Source organism: Caulobacter sp. CCG-8, assembly GCF_037402475.1.
GTDB lineage: Bacteria > Pseudomonadota > Alphaproteobacteria > Caulobacterales > Caulobacteraceae > Caulobacter.
Window position 1 is genome coordinate 39,637 of record NZ_JBBEUD010000001.1, and the last position, 18,118, is coordinate 57,754.

The following is an 18,118-nucleotide window of genomic DNA, read 5'->3' on the forward strand; positions in this document are numbered from 1 at the left end:
ATCTCCAGTCCCCTGCAGATTTCCCACCTTGAACGGGTTCGCCCCCGCGCCGTAAACGACAAGGGCTTCGTCGTCGCCCGAGTTCAGCCCGAGTCCGCCCATGCCCCTGGATGAAGAAACCCGCCTGATCCGTCGAGGCGCGCCGCCCAGGGAGGGCACGGTGCTGGCCCGCACGGTCAATCCGCCGGTCCAGCGCGGCTCGACGGTGCTGATGCCCAACGCCGCGTCGCTGTACGACGACGACCAGCTGACCTACGGCATCACCGGCCTGTCCTCACCCGCCAACCTGCAGCTGGCCCTGGCCGAGCTGGAGGGCTCGCCGGACGTGACCCTGTACCCCTCGGGCCTGGCGGCGATCACCGGCGTGATGCTGGCCCTGCTGAAGGCCGGCGACGAGATCCTGGTGGTCGACAGCGCCTACAAGCCCACCCGCCGGTTCTGCGACCGCGTCCTGACCCGCTTCGGCGTCAAGACCACCTACTACGACCCCGCCCTGTCGCCCGACGCCCTGATGGCCCTGTGCGGGCCGGCCACCCGGATGATCCTGCTGGAGGCCCCCGGCTCGCTGACCTTCGAGATGCAGGACATCCCGGCCATCGCCGCCGCCGCCAACGCCCGGGGCGTCCTGACCCTGATCGACAACACCTGGGCGGCCGGCTTCTACTTCAAGCCCCTGGCCCACGGGGTGACCATCAGCGTCCAGGCCCTGACCAAGTATGTCGGCGGCCACTCGGACGTGTTCATGGGCAGCGCCGCCACCGCCGACAACGTGATCGGCAACCAGCTGGGCGACGCCATGTGGGACATCGGCTGGTCGGTGTCGCCCGACGACGCCTACACCGTGCTGCGCGGCCTGCGGACCCTGACCACCCGCCTCCCCGCCCACGAAGCCGCCGGTCTGAAGATCGCCCGCTGGCTGCAGGACCGGCCCGAGGTGTCGCGCGTGCTGCACCCGGCCCTGGAGACCGATCCGGGCCACGCCCTGTGGAAGCGCGACTTCACCGGCGCCTGCGGCCTGTTCGGCGTGGTGCTGAGCCCCTGCTCGCAGAAGGCCGTCCACGCCTTCCTCGACGCCCTGGACCTGTTCGGCCTGGGCTTCTCGTGGGGCGGCTACGAGAGCCTGGCCATCCACTGCGACCCGCAGCTGAAGAACCGCACCGTGCCGGTGAACCTGGAAGGGCCGCTGCTGCGCCTTCACGTGGGCCTGGAAAGCATCGCCGACCTCAAGGCCGACCTCGAACGCGGCTTCGAAGCGCTGGCCAAGGCGTAAATCCATCGCGACGGCGCGGCCCGGAAGGTCTAGAGAACCGCCTCGTTCGAAAGGCCCGCCCATGACCGTCCACATCGCCCTGCTGCGCGGCGTCAACGCCGCCGGAAACCGCCAGGTCGCGGCCGAGGAGCTGACCGCCCTGCTGACCGAGCTGGGCCATGCGGACGCGCGCACCGGTCCCAAGGTCGGCGACCTGGTGTTCGCCAGCGGCGGACAGACGGGCGCCGAGTTGCAGACCCAGATCGAGACCGCGCTGATGGACCGCTTCTCGCTGCGCACCGACGTCTATGTCCGCACCGCCGACGCCTGGCGCGCCCTGGTCGCCGCCAACCCGTTCCCCGAGTTCGCCGCCCAGGACCCGGGCTGGCTGATGACCCTGTTCCTGAAGGACGCCCCGGACAAGAAGGCCGTCGGCGCCCTGCGCGCGGCCATCCGCGGCCGCGAGCAGGTGCGGGCCGAAAGCCGCCAGCTCTACGCCGTCTATCCCGACGGCGTCGGCGGCTCGAAACTGACCAACAGCCTGGTCGAGAAGACCCTGGGCGCGCGGATCACCGGCCGGAACTGGACCACCGTCCTGGCCCTGGAGGCGATGCTGGACGGCTAGGCCCGCTTGGCCATCGGCATGGTCGTGATCAGCGTCTTCTGCAGGTTCGCGCCCGCCGGCACGGTCCGCCCCCAGCTCGCCCCGCCGTAGTTCCAGCCCTTGTTGATGTCGAAGCTGACGGCGACCTGAGCCTGGCCGGTCATGTCGATCAACAGGCTTTGCGAACTCGAGGTGTTGAGCACGGCGCCGGGGCCGAGGCCGGCGGTCGAGAACGTGACCAGGAAGCTGTCCTTCGGCGCGAAGATGTCGCCGCCCAGGCCGTAGAGCGGCGCCGACACGAACGGCGTGGTCGGTCCCGCGCCGAGACCCGCCGTCAACGGGTCGGTCGTGCCGTTGAGCACGGTCACGCCGCGGGGATTGCCACCCGGCGTCACCGTGGGCGGGCCGCCGGCGACGTAGGTGAACACGTCGCCCAGCACCACGTCGGCGCCGACCGATACGTCGATCACGCTTCCGCTTGTCGTCACATGGGCCTGCAAGGTCGATGGGATCGCGAGCGTGGTCTGGCTCAGGAAGTCCCCGACCGCCGCCCAGACCAGCGCCTTGGCCCCGGCGTTGTTGGTGTCGATCGCCCGCAGCGCATAGAGCGCGTAGCCCAGGTCCTTGAGAGCGGCCAGGGTGGTGGGGTCGACGGCGATCTGGATTTCCTGGATCGTGGACATGGCGGCTCCGGCGGCGGCGTTGCGAAAGGCGAAGCTTGCGCGAACTCGGGCCGCAGCACAATCCAGGAGCGAACCGTCAGCCGGGCTTGGGCAACCTCAGCAGCCGCCAGGCCGCCGCCGTGCCGATCAGGCCGAACACGCAGGTCCCGTAGGCCGCATTGGCCAGGAACCCGCTCCAGGCCAGGTCCAGGTGCGCGAAATAGCGGGTCAGCAGCAGGGAGACGCTGCCGACATAGCCGCAGGAGTCGGCGACATAGATCAGGAAGCCGGCCGTCCCCACCTGCCCCGTCGCGGCGATCAGCCGGTCGAACAGCATGCCGTTGAAGGGCGTGTAGGCCATGTAGACGCCCGCCCCCGTCGCGATCATCCAGGCCACGGGGCCGATCAGGCCCAGGCGCCAGCCCAGGGTCGCCAGGCCCAGCAGGGCGAAGCCCAGGGCCACGAAGGCGAAGTTGAAGCCGACCGCCCGGCGGTTGTCGCGCACCAGACTGAGCACGCCTAAGCCCACCAGCACGATGGCCGCCACCGGGATTTCGGACAGCGAGAAGATCGCCGCGGCGTTCTTGAAACCCAGCTCGGCCCAGATCTCGGCGGCGAAGTTGTCGCGGAAGTCGCGCAGGGCCGTCAGCACCACATAGACCGCCACCAGCAGGGCCAGGGCCGGGGCATGGGCGGCGAACATGGCGGCGCGGGCCTTGGCGTCCATGGGCGCGCGGCGCACCCGGGCGGCCTCGTCGGCCGGCGACGGCGGCGGCAGCTGGGTCAGGGCCGCCACGGCCAGCAGCAGCAGCGGGGTGAACAACAGCCCGGCCATGGCGGGCATCCAGCGCTCGTCGACGCCCTGCAGCAGCAGGCTCTTGCCCACCGATTTCACCACGCCCGAGGCCAGGATGAAGCTGGCGCACAGCATGGCCCCCAGCACCTCCGACAGCCGCCGCCCCTCGACGAAGCCGAACACCAGGCCCCAGATCATCCCCAGGCACAGGCCGTTGACGAACAGGGCCAGCGGGCCGATCGCCGCCGGGCCGCCGCCCAGGCCCAGCAGCGACAGCTCGGCCACGCCGATCAGCGCCAGGATGGCGATCCAGCGCCGCTCGGGCCGCATCTCCGAGATCACCTTGATGCCGATGATCTTGGACACCGCGTAGCCGGCGACCTGGGCGATCACCAGGGCGACCTTGAAGTCGATGGCCAGCGGCCAGCCGGCCATGTGCTCGTAATGCGCGGCCGTGAACGGCTTGCGATAGGCAAACATCGAGAAATAGGCCGCGAAGGCCGCCAGCCCGCCGTAGAGGGCGAAGGCCCACGGCGGCGCCTTGGCCAGGGCGCGGGCGATCGGGCTTTGAGTCGGTGTCGTGGTCCCCATGAGCTCATGGGCGGGTGGAATGGGGCGATCCGTCAAGCCCGGCCGGGGGCGCTGCCGGGGACATGCCCTTGGGCGTGTCCCCATCCGCATCCACGGAGCCAGGTTTTGGGGACACGCCGCAAGGGCATGTCCCCGGCGGCATCAGGCCGTTCGCGCCACAAGCGCCTCGTCCGCCACCGCGCCCAGCGCCTGGGCCGCCACTTCACCGACCACGATGACCACCGGACCGCCCTGGCCGTCCAGGCGATCGCCGAGGGTCGCCAGCGTGCCGTGGGTGATGCGGGCGTCCGCCCCGCCCGCCTGCTCGACCGCCACGGCGGGCGTGCCGGGCGCACGGCCGGCGGCGACCATCCGCTCGCAGAGGGCGCCGGCCATCTCGCCGCCCATATAGACCGCCAGGGTCGCCTCGGGATCGCCGGCCGCGCTCCAGTCGCCGCTCAGTGCGCCGGCCTCCAGCCGGGCCGTGGTGAACACCACCCGCCGGGCCTCGCCGCGATGGGTCAGCGGAAAGCCGAACTGGGCGGCGGCGGCGCAGGCGGCGGTGACGCCGGGCACCACCTCGACCGACACCCCGTGCTCGCGCAGGAAGGCCGACTCCTCGCCCACCCGGCCGAACACCGAAGGATCGCCGCCCTTCAGTCGCACCACCCGCAGGCCCTTGCGCGCCAGGCGGAGCATCAGGCGGTTGATCTCATCCTGGTGCATGCTGGGCTTGCCGGCCCGCTTTCCCGTCTGGATGCGCACGCAGCCGGGCGGCGCCAGGGCGATGGCCTCCTCGCTGATCAGGGCGTCGTAGAGCAGCGCCTGGGCGCCCTCGACGGCCCGGACAGCCCGCAGGGTCATCAGGTCGACCGGGCCGGGACCGGCGCCGACGAGCAGGACTTGAGCGCTAGACATGGACGGGCTCCTTGCTGGAGACGGAGGCGGAAGCGGCGATCATCCGGGCGATTTCGGGACGGCAGGACCCGCAGTTGGTCCCCGCCCCCGTGGCGGCGCCGACGGCGTCGGGGCTGGCGGCCCCGGCGGCGATGGCGGCCTGCACGGCCTTGGCGCCCACCTTCAGGCAAGCGCAGACCAGCGGCCCCTTGTCGGCCGGCGCGCCCGGCGGGCGGCCGAACAGCAGGGCCGAGCGGGCCTGCGCGCCCAGCACCGGCTCGGCGAACAGCTCGGCCAGCCAGTCGCGCGGCGGCAGGCGGCCGGTCAGGGTGACGTACAGCACCGCCGTCAGCCGGCCGTCCTGCACCCACGCGTCGCGCCGCGCGCCGGTGGCGGCGTCCTCATAGGTCACGAGTTCGCCGGTCAGGCCCTTGGCGAGGACCTTGCGCAAGGCGGCGCGCTCGACCTCGTCGCCTCGGCCGGCGAACTCGTGTTGCTGGCAGGCGTCGTGGGGGATACGCCGCCAGACGAGGTCCAGCCCGGGGGGTAGAGACAGGCTGTCCCGCGTGAGGAAGAAACCCTTCCAGGTCTCGCGATAGGCGCGGATCCGGGCGGGGGTATGCTTGAACTCCGGCTGGCCGGACGTGGGGTCCAGGTTCGGTGCGACCAGGGGGTTGGTGCGGCCCGACGGCGCGAAGGCGTCGGTCCAGTGCATGGGCATGAACAGGCCGCCGGGGCGCTGGCGGTCGGTGACCTTGGCCAGGGCCACGGCCTCCCCGCGCGTCGTGATCACCCGCGCCAGGGCGCCGTCCTTGACCCCCAGGGCCTCGGCGTCGGCGGGGTGGACCTCGACGAACGGCTCGGGTGCGTGGCGGCACAGGTCCGGCGCCAGGCCCGTGCGGGTCATGGTGTGCCACTGGTCGCGGATGCGGCCGGTGTTCAGCGACATCGGATAGGCCGCGTCGACCGCGTCGGCCGGCCCCTTCGGCCGGGTCGGGACCATGCGGGCGCGGCCGTCAGGGGTCTGGAAGCGGCCGTTCACGAACAGCCGCGGCGTGCCCTGCCCGTCCGCCGCAACCGGCCACTGCATCGGCAGGAGTTCGGCGTAAGCCTCGGGCGTCAAAGCCGAAAGTCCAGACAGGTTCAGGACGCGGTCCGTATTCTCATAGGCCGTCAGGCGCGCCCATTCGCGGAAGACGCTGGCGTTGCTGGCCCAGCCGAAGCCGTCGAAGCCCATGGCTTTGGCGACGTCGGCCACGATCCGCCAGTCGGCGCGGGCCTGGCCGGGCGCCGGGAACAGGGCCCGCTGGCGCGAGATCCGGCGCTCGGAATTGGTGACCGTGCCGTCCTTCTCGCCCCAGGCCAGGGCCGGCAGCTTGACGTCGGCGAAGGCCGTGGTGTCGGTCTCCACGCAGTCGGACACCACCACGAACGGACAGCGCTCCAGCGCCTCGCGCACCCGGCCGGCGTCCGGCAGGCTGACGGCGGGGTTGGTGGCCATCACCCAGACGGCCTTGATCTTGCCGGCGTGGATGGCCTCGAACATGTCGACGGCCTTCAGGCCCGGCGCGCGGGCTGTGTCGGGCGCGCCCCAGAAGCGGGCCACGCGGTCGCGGTCGGCCGGGGCGAAGTCCATGTGGCCGGCCAGGGTGTTGGCCATGCCGCCGGTCTCGCGCCCGCCCATGGCGTTGGGCTGACCGGTGATCGAGAACGGGCAACCGCCCGGCTTTCCGATCCGTCCAGTGGCCAGGTGGACGTTGAGGATCGACAGCCCCTTGGCGGTGCCCTGGGCCGACTGATTGGCGCCCATCGAGAACAGGCTGACCGTACGCTCGTGGGCCGCGAACAGGTCGAAGAAGGTTAGCACATCCTCGACCGGCACGCCGCAATCGGTGGCGACGGCGGCCGGCGACTGGTCCAATTCCTCAAGCGCTTCCACGACTTCCGCGAAACCGTTCACGTGAGCGGCGATGTAGTCGCGGTCGACGGCGTCGATGCGGATCAGGTGGGCCAGTAGGCCGTTCCACAGACGCACGTCGCTCTGCGGGGCGATCGCCAGGTGCAGGTCCGCGCCCTCGGCGGTGTCGGTGCGGCGCGGATCGATGACCACGTGCTTCTGGCCCCGCGCCCTCGCCGCCTCCATGCGCCGGAACAGCACCGGATGGGTCCAGGCGGCGTTGTGGCCGCTGAACACCACCAGGTCGGCCAGGTCCAGGTCCTCGTAGCAGCCGGGCACCAGGTCGGCGCCGAAGGCCTGCTTGTGGGCCGCCACGGCCGAGGCCATGCACAGGCGGCTGTTGGTGTCGATGTTGCCCGAACCGATGAAGCCCTTCATCAGCTTGTTGGCGACGTAGTAGTCCTCGGTCAGCAGTTGGCCCGAGACGTAGAAGGCCACGCTGTCGGGGCCGTGCCTGGCGATGGTGTCCTTGAAGCGCCTGGCGACCAGGGCCGTGGCGTCGCTCCAACTCGCCGACTTGCCGTTGATCGTCGGCTCCAGCAGCCGGCCCTGCAGCCCCACCGTCGCCCCCAACGCCGTGCCCTTAGAGCACAGGCGGCCGAGATTGGCCGGGTGGGCCTTGTCGCCCGACACCGACAGGGCCCGTTCCTGGGCGACCGCGCCCGAGACGCCGCAACCCACCCCGCAATAGGGGCAGGTCGTCTTGACGTTCGGGACGGCCGATCCGTCAGCCATGGACGTCGAGGCTCAGCAGCAGGCGGCCGTCGCGGACCTCCAGCGGCACCACGGGGGTGCAGCCCTTGCCCTTGTCGGCGCCCATGGCCTCGCCCGAGGCCAGGTCGATGTTCCAGCTGTGCAGCGGGCAGGTCACCGCCCGGCCGTGGACGATGCCCTGGCTCAGCGGCCCGCCCTTGTGCGGACAGGCGTCCATCAGGGCGAACACCTCGCCGTCGCCGGTGCGGAAGATGGCGATATCGCCGCGCGGGCTGGGCACCCGGCGCGCGCCCCGGCGGGGCACGTCCGTGACCGCGCCGACATCCACCCAGACCGGGACTTTCACGTGCGCGTTCATGCGGGGACGAACTCCATCCGGCGGCTCATGGGGGTGAATTCCTCGGTGTGGCGGCCGGCCACGCGCTCAGCCCACGGATCGAGGCGGGCGAAGCGCTGCGAGAACACGAAGCGGTCGTAGAGGGCCTTGCGCTGGTCCGGATCGGTGACCTTGTCCTGGATGCTCTCCAGCCCCACGCGCGCCATCCACTTGTAGACCCGCTCCAGGTACCAGCCCTCCTCGCGGTACAGTTGCATGGCTGCGGCGATGACCCAGACGGCCTCGTCCTCGGTCGCCACCCGGGTCAGCACCTGGGTGCCCTGGATGTGCAGGCCGGCGGCGCCGCCGATGTGGATCTCGTAGCCGCTGTCGACGCAGACCACGCCGAAGTCCTTGCAGGTGGCCTCGGCGCAGTTGCGCGGACAGCCCGACACGGCCAGCTTGACCTTGGCCGGTGCCCACGAGCCCCAGAGGAACTTCTCCAGACGGATGCCCAGCCCCGTGGAGTCTTGGGTGCCGAACCGGCACCAGTCGCTGCCGACGCAGGTCTTCACCGTGCGCAGGCCCTTGGCGTAGGCGTGGCCGCTGACCATGCCCGCGGCGTTCAGGTCGGCCCAGACGGCCGGCAGGTCGTCCTTCTTGACGCCCAGCAGGTCGATCCGCTGGCCGCCCGTGACCTTGACCGCCGGGATGGCGAACTTGTCCGCCACGTCGGCGATGGCCCGCAGCTCGTCGGGCGTGGTCATGCCGCCCCACATCCGCGGAACGACGCTGTAGGTGCCGTCCTTCTGGATGTTGGCGTGGACCCGCTCGTTGATGAAGCGCGACTGCTTGTCGTCGCGATACTCCGACGGCCAGGCGCACAGCAGGTAGTAGTTCAGGGCCGGACGGCACGAGGCGCAGCCGTCGGGCGTGGTCCATTCCAGGGCCTGCATGACCGCCGGCATGGACTTCAGCTCCCACTCCACGATCGCCTTGCGGACGTCGGAGTGCGGCTTGGACGTGCACTTGCACATCGGCTTGGGGCCGGTCTGCTCCTTGAAGCCGTCGCCCAGGGTCAGCTTCAGCACCTGCTCGACCAGCGGCGTACACGAGCCGCACGAGGCCGAGGCCTTGGTCACCGCCTTGACGTCGTCCAGGGTGGTCAGGCCCTGGGCGGTGATGGCGCCGACGATCGCACCCTTGCAGACGCCGTTGCAGCCGCAGATTTCCTGCGTGTCGGGCATGGCCGCAACGGCGGCGTTAGGGTCCAGGCCGGACAGCCCTTCCGTGATGGCCTGGCCGAAGATCAGGGTCTCGCGGATGTCGGTCACGCTGGCGCCCGACCGCATCAGGTCGAAGTACCAGTTGCCGTCGGCGGCGTCGCCGAACAGCACCGCCCCCGCCACCTTGCCGTCCTCGATGACCACGCGCTTGTAGACGCCGCGCCCGGCGTCGCGGAACACGATGTCCTCGCAGCCTTCGCCGCCCGAGAACTTGCCGGCTGAGAAGACGTCGACGCCCGACACCTTCAGCCGGGTCGACAGGACCGAGCCCTCGTAGGCCCCCTCCCCGTCGGTCATGGACTCGGCCAGCGAGCGGCACATGTCCCAGATGGGCGCGACCAGGCCGTAGCAGTTGCCCCGGTGCTCGGCGCATTCGCCCACGGCGAACACCGCCGGGTCGGAGGTGCGCATGGCGTCGTCGACGAGCACGCCGCGATTGACCGCCAGGCCGGCGTTGCGGGCCAGGGTCGAATTCGGACGGATGCCCACGGCCATGACCAGCAGATCGCACGGCAGGGTGCGGCCGTCCTTCAGCTTCAGGCCGGTGACCTGGCCGTCCGCTCCGACGATCTCTTCCGAGTGAGCGCCCAGCACGGTCTCGACGCCGCGCTCGGCCAAGGCCTCGCGCAGCAGGAAGCCGGCGCTCTCGTCCAGCTGGCGTTCCATCAGCACGTCCATCAGGTGGACGACCGTGGCGGCCATGCCGCGCCGGGCCAGGCCGTAGGCGGCTTCGAGGCCCAGCAGGCCGCCGCCGATCACCACGGCCCTGGCGCCGGGCCTATTGGAGGCGGCGACCATGGCCTCGACGTCGTCCAGGTCGCGGAAGGTGACCACGCCCTTCAGGTCGATGCCCGGCAGCGGCAGGCGGAACGGGTCGGACCCCGTGGCCAGGATCAGCTTGTCGTAGGCGACCTCGAGCCCGCCCTCGGCGACCACCTTGCGGCCTTCCAGGTCGACCGCCGTGACGGCGCGACCGGCGTGCAGGGTGATGGCGTTGTCGGCGTACCAGGCCTCGTCGTTGATGACGATGTCGGCGAAGCTCTTCTCGCCCGCCAGCACCGGCGACAGCATGATGCGGTTGTAGTTCACCCGCGGCTCGGTCCCGAAGATCGCGATCTCGTAGCGGTCGGGATCGCGCTTGAGGACTTCCTCGACCGCCCGGCAACCGGCCATGCCGTTGCCGATGACGACCAGCTTTTCCTTGGTCATGGTTCTGCTCACTGGAAGAGGAAGGTCAGACGCGGATCGGACGGGCGTCGCCGCCGTGCAGGGTCGGCCAGACCGCGCGCCAGCGGGCCTTCAGGCCGGTCAGGGCGACCAGGGCGAACACCGCCAGGGCCGCGAAGCCCAGCAAGCCGACCTGGTAGGAACCGGTCATCTTCTTGGCCATGCCCAGGGACGAGGCCAGGTAGAAGCCGCCGATGCCGCCCGTCATGCCGATCAGGCCGGTCATGACGCCGATCTCCTTGCGGAACCGCTGGGGCGCCAGCTGGAACACCGCGCCGTTGCCGGCGCCCAGGGCCAGCATCGAGAACATCAGCACCGCCAGGGCGACCCAGGCCGAGGGCAGCTGGAAGCTGGCGACCGACAGGCCGGCGGCGGCCAGGGCGAAGACGAAGGTCAGGGTCCGCACTCCGCCGAAGCGGTCGGCCAGCGCCCCGCCGACCGGGCGGATGAACGAGCCGGCGAACACGCAGGCGGCGGTGAAGAAGCCGGCGATCACCGGGTCCAGGCCGTATTCGGCGTTGAAGTAGATGGTCAGGGACGAGGCCAGGCCCACGAAGCCGCCGAAGGTGACGGCGTACAGCAGCATCAGCCACCAGGCGTCCGGAACCTTCAGGACGTCGAGATACTCGGTCAGCTTCTTGGGCGCGGGCTGTTCCGGCGCGTCCTTGGCCAGCAGCATGTAGACCACGAAGGCCACGGCCAGCGGGATGGCGGCCAGGCCGATAACGTTCTGCCAGCCGAAGGTCTTGGCGAGGATCGGCGCGAACAGGGCCGCCAGGGCGGTGCCGCTGTTGCCGGCGCCGGCGATGCCCAGGGCCAGGCCCTGATGCTCCTGCGGATACCAGCGCGAGGCCAGCGGCAGGGCGACGGCGAACGAGGCGCCGGCCACGCCGAGGATCAGGCCCAGGGCCAGGACCTGGTGATAGTCGTGGATGCCCAGGGCCCAGGCCCCGACCAGGCCGGCCAACACGATCAGCTGGCCGATCATGCCGGTTTTCTTGGGACCGATGCGGTCGACCAGCACGCCGTTGACCAGCCGCAGCACCGCGCCGGCTAGGACCGGGATGGCGACCATCAGGCCCTTCTGGGCGGGGTCGAGGTGGAACTCCTTGGCGATGGCCACGCCGAGCGGGCCCAGGATCACCCAGACCATGAAGCTGAGATCGAAATACAGGAACGCGGCGAACAGGGTCGGCGTGTGGCCGGCCTTCAGGAAATCACGAGAGATCATGATGCGCCTCGGATGTTGCGTGTCTGCGAGAGCGGGGCGTCATCGCCCCGGGCGGGTGACCGCATCCGAGCGGTCGTCTCTGGCAGCCACGAACGCCGTTGTCCGAAGGCTTGATGTCAGTGGAACTTCAGGCTGCTGACGGAGTCACGCACCATGTTGCGGTGCAGTGCAAACGACGGTCTCTTCGTACGATCTTCGTGCGATTGCCTAACTTGAAGGCAGCGACAATGCCCACAATTTGGGCAAAACGCGGCTAGGGGCGCATTCGGCCGATCGGAAAAGCCGCCGCGTAGCTTGAGGCTTTCGCCGGGTCGAACGACGCGCCGTCGAACAGCCCCCCGCCGGCGGGGGCCGCGTCGGCGAACACCATCGCGGGATCGACGATCGGCCCCAGGGACAGGGCCGCCTCGCGGAAAAGGTCGGGCCGGTAGACCGCGTCCGCGACCTGGTCGAGGTCGAGCTCCGCCCGGACCTGCCCCCAGCGGACCATCTGGGACAGGAACCACAGCGCATGCTCGCGACGCGGCAGGCCGGCGGCGTCGCGGTGGAAGACGATCTCGGACTTCAGCGCCCGAGCCACGACCTCGGCCTCGACGCCCACATGGTCGGGTCGCGACAACAAGGCCACCAGTTCGGCGTGGTTGCCGGGCTCATCGGCCCAGGCCGCAGCGCGGATCAGGGCGCGAAGGGCGGCGCGCAGCTCGTCGCCATGGCGCTCGGCCCAGCCGGCCGTGACACCGAACACCTTGTCCGGGCCGCCCGGCCACAGCTGCGAGGCCTTGATCAGCACCTCGCCCAGGCCCTCGTCGACGGCCACGGCGTTCCACGGCGCGCCGACGCAGAAGCCGTCGATCTCGCCCAGGCGCAGATGCTCGACCATGCGCGGCGGCGGCGTGACCACCAGGCGCACGTCGCGGTCTGGGTCGATTCCCGCCTGGGCCAGCCAGTAGCGCAGGGCGTAGTTGTGCATCGACTGCGGGAAGACCATCGCGAAGGTCAGGATCGGCGCGTCCTGCGCGCGACGCTGTTCGACCAGCTTGGCCAGGGGCGCGGCCGTGATCAGGGGCGCGGCCATGCCCTCGGGGTCGATCTGGCGCAACTGGGCCCCCAGCCGCGTCGAGACCGTGATCGCGCTGCCGTTCTGGTTCAGGGCCAGCGGCGCCAGCATCGCCGACCGCGGATCGTTGAGACCGGCGGCCAGGGCCATGGGCGCGAGCATGTGCGCGCCGTCCAGGGCGCCGACCAGCACCTTGTCGCGGATCGTGGCCCACGACGCCTCGCGGCTGAGCGTGACCTCCAGCCCCTCCTCGGCGAAGAAGCCCCGCGCCTTGGCCACCACCAGCGACGCGCAGTCGGTCAGGGGGATGAAGCCCAGCGTCAGGTCGGCCAGCCCGCTCATGAGGCGTCGCCCTTCAGCACGCCGGCGAAGGCCAGCAGGTCGGCCGCGACCTGGCCGATCGGCTTGCCGCGGTCCATGGCCAGCTTGCGCAGCAGACGATAGGCGCCGTCCTCGTCCAGGCCGCGCTCCTTCATCAGCAGGCCCTTGGCGCGCTCGACGGTCTTGCGCGACTCCAGGTCGGCCTTGGCCTTGGCCAGGTCGCCGCGCAGCTGCTGGGTCAGGGCGAAGCGGCTCATGGCCACGTCGAGGATCGAGCGGACGCGCGCCGGCGCCAGGCCGTCGACCACATAGGCGGCCACCCCGGCCCGCACGGCCTGCTCGGCCAGGCCCGGTTCGGAGCGGTCGACGAACATCACCACGGCGCGCGGATTGTGCTGCCCGGCCTCGCGCAGGCTTTCCAGGGTGTCGCGGTCGGGACTGTCGGCGGCGATCACCACCACGTCCGGCGCGAAGGCGGCGGCCTCGCGCTCGTCGAACGTGGCCGCCCGACGCACCTCCAGCGGCTGCACGCCCTCCAGTCCCTCGGCCACGAGGGCGGCGCGCGCGGGATCCGGATCGATGACGAGGACGCGCATGCCCTCCGCCCTAAGGCTCTCGGGCGACGGGGGGGAGCGGTGAAGGTCCGTCACGGGCGCAGTTGCTCTATCAGCCTGGAATTTGCGCACCCTAGCCTGAAATAGCGGCGCCGGAAGGCCGTGACGGACCTTCAGATCGTCACCGTGCCCCGCGTAGCCGGATCCAGGCCGCCGGCTTCTTGCCCGTCTTGGCCGACACCTCGTCGCGCACCGCGCCGAAACGCGGGTCCAGCAGCGCGGCCAGGCCGTAGGTGCCCACGGCGTTCGACACGTCCCACGGGTGGGGCGCGTATTCCTTCTGGCCGGCGGCGGCGCGGTCGCGGTCGAACTGGATCTTGGAGTTGGCGAACTCGATGTGGGTCTTCTGGCCGCGCGCGTACGGGACCAGCCAGTCCAGCGCCGAGGCCAGGCTGACGTCGTTGTCGGCCTTCCAGTTCAGCCAGTCCTCGCCGTGCGCCTTGGCCGACAAGGCCGCCATCATCAGCGGGTCGAGGTCGTAGGTGACGTAGTGCAGGGCGTCGCGCTCGTGGAAGTCGAACACCGACCCGTCGGGCTGGATGTTGGTCGAGACCTGGGCGCGGTAGGCCGCCCTCGCCCGCTCGATCAGCTTGGCGTCGCCGGTCTGGAAGGCGGCCATGGTCGCCAGCTTGACGCGGTGGCTCTGCCAGTTGGTGTTGAAGTTCTTCGGCTTGGCGTCCATCGCGTCCAGATAGCCGACGGCCATGCCCCGCCACATCTTGTCGACCTTGGCGCGGGTCGCGGCCGGCAGGTCAGCCTCGGTCAGGTCGGTGGCCATCAGCAGCGTGTCGAAGCCGGTCTCGTCGATCGGGTTGAACGACGGCTCGTAGATGTCGGCCCAGGCCTCCAGATAGCGGCCGGCCTGGTCGAGATAGGCGCGGTCGCCGGTCAGGCGCCAGGCCAGGGCCAGGTTCAGCACGATCGGCTGGTCTTCCTTGGCCTTCAGGCTGATCTCGCGGATGCCCTTGCCCGGCAGGGTGCCTTCGGTGTGCAGCTTGGGGATCGCGCCCGGCGGACGGTCGAGGGCGGCCTTGGCCTTGGAAATCACCTCCTGGGCCGCCGGGGCCTGGGCGGCGCCCTTGGCATAGTCGGGACCGAGGATGGCGTAGTCGCCGGCCAGGGCGGGCGAAGCCAGGAGGGCCAAGGCGGCGGCCGCGCCCATCAGCAGGGTCTTCATGTCACGCGTCTCTTCAGTACTGGGTTCAAAGAAAAAGGGCCGGGCTTCACGCCCGGCCCTGCAGGAGGGGATTAGAACTTGGCGCGCATCGTCACCTGATAGGTGCGCCCGTCGTAGTCGATCCGGCGCGGCAGCATCGGGTCGTTCTCGTACTCCGACCGGGTGGCGTCGGTCAGGTTGAACGCATCGACCGAGACCGTCAGGTCCTTGGTGATGTTGTACGAGGCCGAGGCGTCCAGCTGGCTGCGCGCCTTGACGGTGCGGGCGTCGCCGACGAACGAGTTGCCGGCGGCCAGGTCGTACTTGTCACGCCAGTTGTAGACCAGGCGGACGCCGAACTTGTCGGACTCGTAGTAACCGATGACGTTCAGGTTGTTCTTCGACACGCTGGGCAGGGTGATGTCCTTGCCCGCCGTGTCCTTGCCGTCGATGTTGACGAACGAGTAGTTGAACGCGCCGCCGAAGTTGCGCCAGAAGCCCGGCAGGAAGTCGAAGTTCTGCTGGATGTTGAACTCCAGGCCGGTGACGGTCATCGGGCTCTGGTTGGTCTTGCCGCTGATGTTGACCTGGGCGTTCTTCAGCCCCCCGCCGGCGCCGGGGAACTGGTTGGAGCTCCTGCAGACCGGCGTACCGCTCGAATTGTCGATCGTCAGCGTGCCCATATCGACATCGATGCCCGGGATCTTGCCGTTCGCCGGGCAGAGGATCGCCGGATCGGTGATCGGGCCGATATAGCCGTCGATCCGCTTGCGATAGGCGGCCACCGAGATCAGGCCGCCCGGACGGTTGTACCATTCCAGCGACAGGTCGAAGGAGTCCGAGGTGTAGGGCTTCAGGTCCGTGGCGCCGATGGTGACCGTGTAGACCGGGTCGATCGGCGTGGTCAGGGTGACCGGCACCTGGACATAGGTGGTCGGTACGGTGTCGCGCGGCTGCGGACGGACATAGGTGGAATAGGCCGCGAAGCGCAGGATCAGGTCTTCGCGCAGATCGGCGGCCAGGATCAGCGACGGCAGCCAGTAGTCGTAGTCGTTCTTGGTGGTCTTGGTGCTCAGCGAGTGGTTGACCGGCCCGCCCGCACCCGAGATGTTCGCGCCGCAGTTGTTGCAGTTCAGCGCATTGATCTCATTCTCGGTGTATTCGTAGCGGACGCCGAGCGCGCCGCGCACCGGAACGCTCAGCACGTCGGTCTTGAACTTCGCCGTGGCGTACAGCGAGTACACGTCGTTGGCGTTGCTGAAGTTGTTGTTCCAGTAGTTGCCGTCCCAGTAGTTGTTGACAAAGCCGTACGGGGTCAGGAAGACGCCCGGGGCGCCGAGCGTGAACTGGGCGGGCAAGGCGTTCGGGTTGATCGGCGTGATCGCCGCCAGCACGCGCTGGACGTCCAGGCCCATCCAGTTGGAGGTCGGGCCGCCGGCCTTGCCGCCGAAGAAGTCCTTGGCGTAGCCCAGCTGGGACGCCATGTCCGGCGTGATGTTCTGGGTCTGGGCGCCCAGGGAGGTGTTGCGCGAGCCGCTCGAGACGAACTCGTTACGCTCCGCCCGGCCGCCGAACAGGATGCTGGTCAGGAACGGGTTGTCGGAGAACGAGCGCTCCAGGTCCAGTTGGAACGAGTCCAGCTTGTTGTCGGCGTTGCCGTTAGTGCCCGTGATGCCGAACTTGTCGCCGGTGATGTTCGCCGCCTGGCCGGGCATCGGGGCGCTGGCCTGGGTGGCCGAGGCCGGGGCCGCCGCGATCGGGAAGCCGCCGTTGGGCAGGTGGGTGGCGTGCGGCGTGACCAGGGTCGCCATGTAGTTGGCCAAGTCGGTCCCGCCCAGATTGACCGAGGTGGTGATGCCGTTCAGCCCGGCCGAACCCAGGTTGCGGTAGGGGTTCTGGACGATGTCCAGCTCGATCTGGTTGGCCTGGGCCTGGGCGCGCGAGATCGTCAGATTGGCCGTGGCGCGCCAGTCGTCGTTCTTGAACTCCAGGGTCGGGTTGATGGCCCAGGTCTGGTTCTTGGCCGGCTCGGAGCGGACCGAGTCGAAGGTGTTGATGTTCTCGGCCGAGAAGCTGTTGATGTAGGCGCGCGGACCGTTGGGGGTCTGGACGATGTAGGGCGTGCCGATCTGGGTGATGTGGGCCACCGCCGAGGCCGCGACCAAGCCGGTGTTGGTGCCGTTGCCCGGGCCCGCATCGATATAGAGGATGTTGTTCGTCGCATCCTTGAGGTTGCGCTTGGTGATGAACGCGTTGGCGCCCAGCTTCCAATTCTCGTTGACCTGCCATTCGAAGCCGGTCGCGGCCGATAGCGTGGTGCCGCGGTTGTACTTCACCAGCTGGCGGGTCTGGCTGGGATAGTAGACCCCGCCCGGATTGGCGGTGACCAGGGCGTCATAGACCGGGTTCGAGCCGGCGGCGGCCTGGTTGCCCACCTGGATCGCGCCCAGCTTGTTGGCCCAGGAGTTCACCGTGATCGAGTCGCGGCGGAACTTCTCGTCCTTCCAGCCCACGACGCCGAAGATCGCGAAATCGTCGCTGAGGTGGGCGTTGTAGCCCATCGAGGCCAGCGGGCTGCCCAGGTTGCCCAGGTCGTTGTACTCGTACGAGACCTTGGCGAAGCCGCCGTCCTTGCGCTGCAGGGCGGGCGCGATGCGCAGGTCGATGTTGCCCGACAGGCCGCCGGCCAGGTCGGTGGCCATCGGCGACTTGATCACGTTGATCGACGTGAAGATGTCGGAGTTGAACGCGCCCAGCGGGGTCGAGCCGTTCAGGATCGGGTCGGCGAAGGCGCCGCCGTTCAGGGTGGTGCGGGCGAAGGTGCCCGGCAGGCCGCGCAGGCTGATCGTGGCGTTGCGGCTGTCGGCCTCGCGATTGATCTGGATGCCGGGGACGCGCTGGATCGCCTCGCCGACGTTGAGGTCCGGGAAGCGGCCCAGGCCGTCCGACGAGATGCCGTCCGAGATCTGCAGGGTGTCGCGCTTGGTGGCGATGGCGTTGGCGTAGGCGGCGCGGAAACCGGTTACCACGACAGTGTCGACGACGCTGTCATCGGCCGGGGCCTGTTCGGCCTGGGCGGGCGCGGCCTGTTGCGCCTGAGCGACCGAGCCCAGCGCCAGAGCGGCGCACGAAGCCAGCAGCGCGGTCCGCAGGACAAGAGTGTTTCGAACGGTGGTCATGATCCCTCCCCTGGCGCGTCTGAGTGGGCGCCCTTATGCGGCGACTTATCCGACCAATCGAGAAATGTGTCAATGATTGGTAATGCCACTTTTCAAAGTGGCAGAACTTTCTGGTCAGGCCAAAGCCCTGAGAGGCAAGACCAGAACCGGAAAACAACCCAAAATTGGATTTCACCGGGGCGCAGCCGACCCCGGAATTGGCGAATCAGATCGCAAACGGCGCCAGCGCTCGTTGCCGTTCGATGACAGAGCTCGCCATCAGTCAGCCGGCGACCCGATACT

Annotated in this window: 13 protein-coding genes; 2 read left to right on the plus strand and 11 right to left on the minus strand. The window is 69.7% G+C overall.

Going from position 1 to position 18,118, the window contains the following annotated elements; genetic code table 11:
• Positions 1-106: 106 nt before the first annotated feature.
• Positions 107-1,270, plus strand: coding sequence for a cystathionine beta-lyase (gene metC / locus WAE60_RS00235; RefSeq protein WP_337684547.1), 1,164 nt, complete (start codon positions 107-109; stop codon positions 1,268-1,270).
• A gap of 61 nt (positions 1,271-1,331) precedes the next feature.
• Positions 1,332-1,874 carry a DUF1697 domain-containing protein gene (locus WAE60_RS00240; RefSeq protein ID WP_337684268.1) on the plus strand — a complete coding sequence of 181 codons (543 nt, stop codon included), beginning with the start codon at positions 1,332-1,334 and terminating at the stop codon, positions 1,872-1,874.
• Here the strand turns inward: WAE60_RS00240 and WAE60_RS00245 are convergent.
• From WAE60_RS00245 to WAE60_RS00295, 11 genes are all read right to left on the minus strand, one after another.
• Positions 1,871-2,536 (minus strand): hypothetical protein, encoded by a 666-nt coding sequence (locus WAE60_RS00245; protein WP_337684270.1) that lies wholly within the window; start codon positions 2,534-2,536, stop codon positions 1,871-1,873. The genes WAE60_RS00240 and WAE60_RS00245 overlap by 4 nt on opposite strands.
• A 76-nt stretch (positions 2,537-2,612) precedes the next feature.
• Positions 2,613-3,902, minus strand: coding sequence for a DUF5690 family protein (locus WAE60_RS00250; RefSeq protein ID WP_337684271.1), 1,290 nt, complete (start codon positions 3,900-3,902; stop codon positions 2,613-2,615).
• Between the two features lie 141 nt (positions 3,903-4,043).
• On the minus strand, positions 4,044-4,799 hold the full coding sequence (cobA, locus tag WAE60_RS00255) for a uroporphyrinogen-III C-methyltransferase (protein ID WP_337684272.1): 756 nt from the start codon (positions 4,797-4,799) through the stop codon (positions 4,044-4,046).
• Positions 4,792-7,470: a molybdopterin-dependent oxidoreductase gene (locus WAE60_RS00260; protein WP_337684273.1), complete on the minus strand. Its 2,679-nt coding sequence runs from the start codon at positions 7,468-7,470 to the stop codon at positions 4,792-4,794. Before WAE60_RS00260 ends, cobA begins: the two co-directional genes overlap by 8 nt.
• Positions 7,463-7,807 (minus strand): nitrite reductase small subunit NirD, encoded by a 345-nt coding sequence (gene nirD, locus WAE60_RS00265; protein ID WP_029914925.1) that lies wholly within the window; start codon positions 7,805-7,807, stop codon positions 7,463-7,465. The genes WAE60_RS00260 and nirD overlap by 8 nt, the downstream gene beginning before the upstream one ends.
• Positions 7,804-10,272, minus strand: coding sequence for a nitrite reductase large subunit NirB (gene nirB, locus WAE60_RS00270; RefSeq protein WP_337684275.1), 2,469 nt, complete (start codon positions 10,270-10,272; stop codon positions 7,804-7,806). The genes nirD and nirB overlap by 4 nt, the downstream gene beginning before the upstream one ends.
• A gap of 13 nt (positions 10,273-10,285) precedes the next feature.
• Positions 10,286-11,509: a nitrate/nitrite transporter gene (locus WAE60_RS00275; RefSeq protein ID WP_337684277.1), complete on the minus strand. Its 1,224-nt coding sequence runs from the start codon at positions 11,507-11,509 to the stop codon at positions 10,286-10,288.
• Positions 11,510-11,762: 253 nt separating this feature from the next.
• Positions 11,763-12,908 (minus strand): CmpA/NrtA family ABC transporter substrate-binding protein, encoded by a 1,146-nt coding sequence (locus WAE60_RS00280; protein ID WP_337684279.1) that lies wholly within the window; start codon positions 12,906-12,908, stop codon positions 11,763-11,765.
• The gene (locus WAE60_RS00285; protein ID WP_029914933.1) at positions 12,905-13,483 is read right to left on the minus strand and encodes an ANTAR domain-containing protein; all 579 of its coding nucleotides are present in this window, start codon (positions 13,481-13,483) and stop codon (positions 12,905-12,907) included. Before WAE60_RS00285 ends, WAE60_RS00280 begins: the two co-directional genes overlap by 4 nt.
• Positions 13,484-13,622: 139 nt before the next feature.
• Positions 13,623-14,678 (minus strand): alginate lyase family protein, encoded by a 1,056-nt coding sequence (locus WAE60_RS00290; RefSeq protein WP_337684280.1) that lies wholly within the window; start codon positions 14,676-14,678, stop codon positions 13,623-13,625.
• Positions 14,679-14,749: 71 nt separating this feature from the next.
• Entirely contained in the window at positions 14,750-17,836 is a 3,087-nt protein-coding gene (locus WAE60_RS00295; RefSeq protein ID WP_337684281.1) for a TonB-dependent receptor, read from the minus strand.
• Positions 17,837-18,118 lie beyond the last annotated feature (282 nt).

Coding starts and splice junctions, on each gene's coding strand:
- WAE60_RS00240 (WP_337684268.1), top strand. CDS start 1,332: ATGACCGTCCACATCGCCCTGCTGCGCGGCGTCAACGCCGCCGGAAAC.
- WAE60_RS00245 (WP_337684270.1), bottom strand. CDS start 2,536: ATGTCCACGATCCAGGAAATCCAGATCGCCGTCGACCCCACCACCCTG.
- WAE60_RS00250 (WP_337684271.1), bottom strand. CDS start 3,902: ATGGGGACCACGACACCGACTCAAAGCCCGATCGCCCGCGCCCTGGCC.
- cobA (WP_337684272.1), bottom strand. CDS start 4,799: ATGTCTAGCGCTCAAGTCCTGCTCGTCGGCGCCGGTCCCGGCCCGGTC.
- WAE60_RS00260 (WP_337684273.1), bottom strand. CDS start 7,470: ATGGCTGACGGATCGGCCGTCCCGAACGTCAAGACGACCTGCCCCTAT.
- nirD (WP_029914925.1), bottom strand. CDS start 7,807: ATGAACGCGCACGTGAAAGTCCCGGTCTGGGTGGATGTCGGCGCGGTC.
- WAE60_RS00275 (WP_337684277.1), bottom strand. CDS start 11,509: ATGATCTCTCGTGATTTCCTGAAGGCCGGCCACACGCCGACCCTGTTC.
- WAE60_RS00280 (WP_337684279.1), bottom strand. CDS start 12,908: ATGAGCGGGCTGGCCGACCTGACGCTGGGCTTCATCCCCCTGACCGAC.
- WAE60_RS00285 (WP_029914933.1), bottom strand. CDS start 13,483: ATGCGCGTCCTCGTCATCGATCCGGATCCCGCGCGCGCCGCCCTCGTG.
- WAE60_RS00290 (WP_337684280.1), bottom strand. CDS start 14,678: ATGAAGACCCTGCTGATGGGCGCGGCCGCCGCCTTGGCCCTCCTGGCT.
- WAE60_RS00295 (WP_337684281.1), bottom strand. CDS start 17,836: ATGACCACCGTTCGAAACACTCTTGTCCTGCGGACCGCGCTGCTGGCT.